A 6,023-nucleotide genomic window follows, 5' to 3' on the forward strand; every position below is an offset into this window, starting at 1 on the left:
GAGTTTGAGCAGGTTCATAAAATGCTCAACCGGAAAATCTACAATTTGGATCGTTTTTGTAAGTGACCCTAAAATACGGAATCAGTATTTACAATGCTTTGGGAGGTTTTTTGTTGCATATTGCGCATTTTTGAGGTTTATCGGTATGTGCCCGTTTTTCGGTGAATATAGATGGCCTAAAGTAGAACCCCACATACGCAATGCAAAAGCCAGAGGTGTTAATATTATTTTAATCACGCCCCCAATAAAAGAAGTAAAGAATGTCGCTTATGTAAAAGAGGTGATTGGTAATTTAAAAGCGATAGGTGTAACTGTAGTTGCCAGTAGCGGTTTGCACGGTAAAGATATATTCATTGACGATAGAATAATATATACCGGAAGTATGAATTGGACAAGCAATAGAGGGCTTTCGGAAGCCTGCCATAGAATAGATAACCCAGACTATGTAAAATTTTGTGCAGATTTATTGCAGCAAAAAACAATTGAGGTGGCATTAGAACCGCAAAATAATTTGTCCCCTTTAATTTGCCCTAATTGTAAAAGTACAGTTTATCCTCTACAAATTATCAACCAAAAACATTTGCCGACATGGGACAAGCAACCCTTAAAGTTAGGCTGCACAAATCCTAAATGCGGCAAATACATGAGAAAAATAAATGACCGTAAACCATTTCTTTATAAACCCCTTTGTTCAGAAGATGGCGAAACAAAATATCATTTGATAAAATTCAGAAATAAAGATTATTGGGCATGCCCGAAGCATCCAAAAACATGTAAAAAATACCCATTCGTAAAGGGCGATTGTTAATGAATACCTCGGTTAAATACCATTGAAACCCCTCAAAAAATACGGCCAGCATTTTTTGATCTCGCCGGAGGCAGTTCAGAAGATAGTTTCTGCCGTCGCCCTAAATCCCACAGACGCAGTGCTGGAAATAGGCCCGGGCAGGGGTGTCCTGACCGGCCTGCTGGCCGGGCAAGCCGCCTCCGTGCTGGCGGTGGAGGTGGACTCCCGTTTGGCCGAAGAGTTAAAAAAAGAATATTCCTTCTGCAAAAATCTTGTGATCCTGAACAAGGATTTTTTAAAGCTGGACCTGCTTCAGGTTTTGGATCATCACGGCATCAAAAAGTTAAAAGTGGTGGCCAACCTGCCGTATTACATCGCCACCCCCATCCTGGAAAGGCTATTCGCCGTCCGGGACCGGATCAAGACTATCGTGGTGATGGTCCAGCGCGAGATGGCCCAAAGGATGGCGGCGCAGCCGGGAACGGATTACGGCTCGTTCTCGGTGTTCGTCCAGTATTATGCCAGGGTAGAAAAATTGTTCGACGTTCCCCCCGGCGCGTTCTTCCCCCCGCCCAAGGTGACCTCCACTGTCATCCGGCTGACCGCGCGGGAAAAACCCCCGGTACAAATTAAGGACGAAGAAGTTTTTTTCAAGTTCGTCCAAAAAACTTTTTCCCAGCGCCGCAAGATGCTGCGGGCCGTATTCCGCCAAGCTTTCAATTTGGATGAAGCCGGTTTGGCCCTTTTGGCCGCCAAAAGCGGAATTGACCTCAGCCGCCGTCCCCAGACCCTTTCCCTTCCTGAATTTGCCAGACTTTACGAATGTTTCCATGAATGCTAAAAGGAGTTTACGGAATGATCCCCAAAATAATTCTAAGCGCCCTGCGCCCCAAACAATGGACCAAGAACCTGGTGCTTTTTGCCGGCCTGATATTCTCCCAGAACCTTGGCCATCCGGTATTGCTGTTAAAGACCTTGGTCTCCTTTGCCCTATTCTGCCTGCTGTCGGGAGCGGTCTATCTCTTTAACGACCTGGCCGACCTGAAACGCGACCGGCTGCACCCGGTCAAACGGTTACGGCCCGTGGCCAGCGGTGCCCTGACGCCCCAATTTGCCCTGCTGCTGGCCCTGGTATTGAGCCTGTTTTCTCTGATTGTTTCTTTTTATCTGAATACTCTTTTCGGCCTGATGGCTTCGGCCTATTTTGTTTTGATGCTGCTCTACAGTTTTGCTTTAAAGAAAATGGTGATCGTTGACGTCTTCGTCATCGCCGCCGGTTTTGTTCTGCGGGCGGTGGCCGGGGCCGAGGCCATAGCGGTGCCGATCTCGGACTGGCTGTTGATCTGCGTCATCCTGCTGGCCCTGTTTTTAGCCCTGGCCAAAAGGCGGCAGGAACAAGTTCTTTTGACCGGCGAAGCGCCCGGCCACCGGACGGTTTTGACCGAGTATCCCCGGAAATTTTTGGATCAGATGATCTCGGTAGTCACCGCTGCCGCCGTGGTTTGCTACAGCCTGTACACCCTTTCGCCCGAGACCGCGGCCAAGTTCGGCAACAGCAACCTTAAATACACCATTCCCTTCGTGCTTTACGGGATATTCAGGTATCTTTATCTGATTTATAAAAAGGAAGAGGGCCAAAGCCCGGAATTGGCCCTGCTGGCCGACGCCTGGCTTTTAGGGGACCTGGCGCTTTATGTCCTCGCCGTTTGGCTGGCAATATATCTTTGATCTTGAAACTATCCGCAGTCACTGCTGTCCCAATATTAGTCAAAGAGTACCAATTGGTTAGAAAAATGGAGGTCTTGAGATTGGGAATCGATCTCTGAAAACGCCTGTAAAATGGGCTCTTTTTCAAAAAGGGATATACTCAAAACCTGTAAAATGCTGTAGAGACTTGCCCGAAGGTTTAATCGTTTCTTTACTATGGCTACCAGCACGTAGATTGATACGGCAATCCAGATCTGCGACCTAACGGCATTATCGGAAGTGCCGTAAAACCCTTTGATGCCTAAATTCTGTTCTTCGTCATAATAGCGAATCCTTCGCAGCTTCTCCGGGTAATCTTGTGATGCCTGATAGTTTGCGCAGACCACCACTTGATCGCTCAGTATGCCGGACTTTTTATCGACCGGTGATGAATACAGCCGTCTTAGCCTGGTATTGCTTTTAGCCGGGATTACAAAGAAAGCCTGGGAACGGTGTATCTTGTAGAGTCGGGAAAAATCTAAATATCCCCGGTCTATCATATAGTAAGCGCCAGGCTCGACCGGCAACCCATCAAGCACCGTTACATCATGGACGTTTCCTTTGGTAATGCTGATAAACACTGGGATGTTGCCATGCAGGTCCAGCAGCGTATGCAGCTTGACCGCCGACTTGGTTTTCTTGAAATGAGCCCAGGGAAATAACGAGGCGCATAAATCTATCGTGGTCGAATCAAACGCGTAAACCAATTCTTGCAAATCCACAACAAACTCATCGTGGGCGTAATGGCCGGGCCGTCTGGATCAAGACTTGAGCGAAGTCTGCATAAATACGCCAATCCCGTTGTTCATTGGCGTTCGCCAAGGTATTCCGGCATACCGTTCCTCTGATACCGATATGATCATGAGTATCGGCTAATGTCTTGTTATGATGCAATTAAATGAGACTATACTAATAAGAATTCAATTCGTCTTCCGTCTAAATGTTGAACCTTCATGTTGTTCAGTCGTTGTAATGCCGGCTCCAGTTTTGTCATGCTTTGCGGATCTTTGGTATTGCGCTTGAGTCTGATCCGCCGGACATCTTTCGTCAGCTCGATCTCTGCCGGCATCAGCAGGATGGTGTGAAGAAACTTAGCCAGGCTCATCGAACGTCGTGCAAGACACTCATTCAAAAACCAGCTACTCAGATTCACCAAGGCGATTCTAAAATACGTCATGATCTGGTCAAGTTCCACGTCGATTCGATAGACGTCGTCTTTCCCTTGAAGGCGCAACCACTCCTTTTCGTGTTGGCGTAGCCTGTGAAGATCCTTCCCCCACTCGGATTCAATCGATTTTATCTGGCGTTGATATCGGACAATCTCACTGGAAACCGACTTCAAACGGATCCTCGTCTCCTTGTCGACAACGCGTTTACCCGCCACTACCCGGCTTTGGCAATGAAGGCGACGCTCTTTTTCGATGAGGGTCGCCAAATACTGCTCTTGGTCGGCAATCGCTTTCAGTGGGACGTGCAGGCTTTGCCGTAACCCTGTAATCAGGTCCTGCAGTTTCTTCTGAGCCTGTCGGACATTTTCATCGGGTAATTTCTTTTTTCCGTAACCCGCAACCCGGTTCAAGCATGCAAACGACTTCATGCTCCTGAATTGCAGTTCCTCGTTTGGCCAGCGATTAAAGTAGGCTTTCACCACCTGGCTGGCCCCCACCGCTTCCTTGGGAAGACTGGTGATCAGCACAGTTCGCTTCCCGTGATCCCAATCGATGCGCACGGCACGGACCACCACCAGATACCCCTTCTCCCGGGAATCCTCCAGTTCCAGAAGGCAATCCCGCAGCGTGGCCTCTCCAAAATAGTAGCGTTTGGCGCGCCCTTCAGCGCGTACCTTCCTGGGCTTCCACTGGTTGTCATCCAACGCCGTGATGTAGTGATACTTGTCCTGCTTGGCAAAGGCCCTTAACGTCCCCACCCCGTTGCCGGCGGCATCCATGACAATGACTCGCCTCACCGGCAGGCGCGGACCAGAACCTTCCAGCGTGTCTTCGATCTTTTCAAACATTCCTAATATGTGTTCCCCCACCGGCGCCTTTCCGGCATAGGTTTCCAGATACACTGGACGACCGAACCCATCATGGACGAACACCTGTTCCAGACACCCCATGACCCGTCCGAGCATGGTCACCTTGTTCTGTTTGACCCTTTTCTTAGACCACAGAGGTTTAGTATTCCCGTCCACGTAGTAGCACAGAAACGGAACCTCGGGTGGACTGTCCTGAAGCTTTCTCCAGTGCCTCTGCCAAAAAGACACCTGGTCGCGCAACAGTTGGTTCGATATTCCCAGGTACTTCAGTTCCCGTAGAAATTTGTCCAAAGTGTCGTGCTGGTAGTTGTAACCGCAAAAATGCTCCAGAGCATTTCCTAACGGACCATTTGCTGAACGGGTAGTCCCGTTGAGGGTAATGAGCGGCAAGGCCAGAATCCCAAGACATTTACGTTGTAGAATGAACTCACTCGCTTGGAACAAAGCCATTCGTGAGTAATTCTTTCTCGCCCGCTTCTCCTCCACCGAGGCAAAGCGCCGTACACGTACGTCTTCCCGACGGTTGTAGTCCCCGCTGAACTGTCCCAACCGGTTGCGCCCCTTGCGGTCACGGCTCAGCCTCTGCCGAGTGAATGCGACAGTCCCGTAAAAACGATCCCGCTCTTGGACTATCACTTCGGCGCTATGTTTCACCCAGTCCAGATGCAACGCCAGCGCTCCGATGATTTCAAAACCACCGCAGGAAGTGAAAATCCTTTTAGATTCCTCAGGACGTGGCCACGGAATATGTTCTCCTGCTTTCTTGAGGAAGCGGCCAGCGGTGGAACGATCCACCCGTATTCCCAGAGTGGTTTTCAAAGATTCACACATCTTTTGTAGGCTCAGGCGAGGGTTCGTGCGGTGAACTCCTCGGAGAAACCCTTCTGCATCCGGAGTAAGTTTCCGGTGATTTCCTTTGCTGCGTCCATCTAGGAGACTCTCCATACCTTCTGCCGCCAAACGAGCTTTATAGCGGAAATACTGAGGCCGACTGAAAGAGACCTCGTGTTTTCGCAGGTAGTCGACCACAGACAAGTTCGAGGTGGCGATTTTTTGCACAAGTAAAGATATCTCTTTTGGCTCCAGGGAATACCTCAGGCACGCTCATAATAGTTGCATATATTTCGCAGGCGGGATAAGTATACCATAGAGTCTCTTCTAATTGCAACATATTTTATATTAGCCGAAAGTCATGTGATAACACTTATTAATCGTCTCATAATAGAAATAACATCACGCGCATATTCAGTAGTCGCATAAGTGCCCATGACAGTATAAACATCAATACTATACTGTATTTTCTATGTTACTTTCTGACCAAGAAAGTAACCAAAGAAGTCTTGCCGCCCAGCAATTTCTGGAGGTCACTGTATCCATGGCCTAAATTCATTGATAACTTTCAACACCCTGTGCTCTTGGCACAGTGAAATAACTAAAAGGGAAAGTTTGAAA

5 protein-coding genes are annotated in these 6,023 nt (G+C 48.6%); 3 read left to right on the forward strand and 2 right to left on the reverse strand.

Going from position 1 to position 6,023, the window contains the following annotated elements:
* Positions 1-145 precede the first annotated feature (145 nt).
* Genes HY768_05360 through HY768_05370 form a run of 3 tightly spaced genes read left to right on the forward strand, consistent with a single transcriptional unit; the run spans position 146 to position 2,515 of the window.
* Positions 146-808: a hypothetical protein gene (locus HY768_05360; protein ID MBI4726637.1), complete on the forward strand. Its 663-nt coding sequence runs from the start codon at positions 146-148 to the stop codon at positions 806-808.
* A 22-nt stretch (positions 809-830) separates the two neighbouring features.
* Positions 831-1,628 carry a ribosomal RNA small subunit methyltransferase A gene (gene rsmA / locus HY768_05365; protein ID MBI4726638.1) on the forward strand — a complete coding sequence of 266 codons (798 nt, stop codon included), beginning with the start codon at positions 831-833 and terminating at the stop codon, positions 1,626-1,628.
* Positions 1,622-2,515 carry a decaprenyl-phosphate phosphoribosyltransferase gene (locus tag HY768_05370; protein ID MBI4726639.1) on the forward strand — a complete coding sequence of 298 codons (894 nt, stop codon included), beginning with the start codon at positions 1,622-1,624 and terminating at the stop codon, positions 2,513-2,515. The genes rsmA and HY768_05370 overlap by 7 nt, the downstream gene beginning before the upstream one ends.
* A gap of 35 nt (positions 2,516-2,550) precedes the next feature.
* Here the strand turns inward: HY768_05370 and HY768_05375 are convergent, their stop codons facing one another.
* Both HY768_05375 and HY768_05380 read right to left on the reverse strand, forming a co-directional pair.
* On the reverse strand, positions 2,551-3,255 hold the full coding sequence (locus HY768_05375; protein ID MBI4726640.1) for an IS4 family transposase: 705 nt from the start codon (positions 3,253-3,255) through the stop codon (positions 2,551-2,553).
* 182 nt (positions 3,256-3,437) lie between these two features.
* Entirely contained in the window at positions 3,438-5,630 is a 2,193-nt protein-coding gene (locus HY768_05380) for a helix-turn-helix domain-containing protein (protein ID MBI4726641.1), read from the reverse strand.
* Positions 5,631-6,023 lie beyond the last annotated feature (393 nt).

The organism is candidate division TA06 bacterium (genome assembly GCA_016208585.1).
Classification (GTDB): domain Bacteria; phylum Edwardsbacteria; class AC1; order AC1; family EtOH8; genus UBA5202.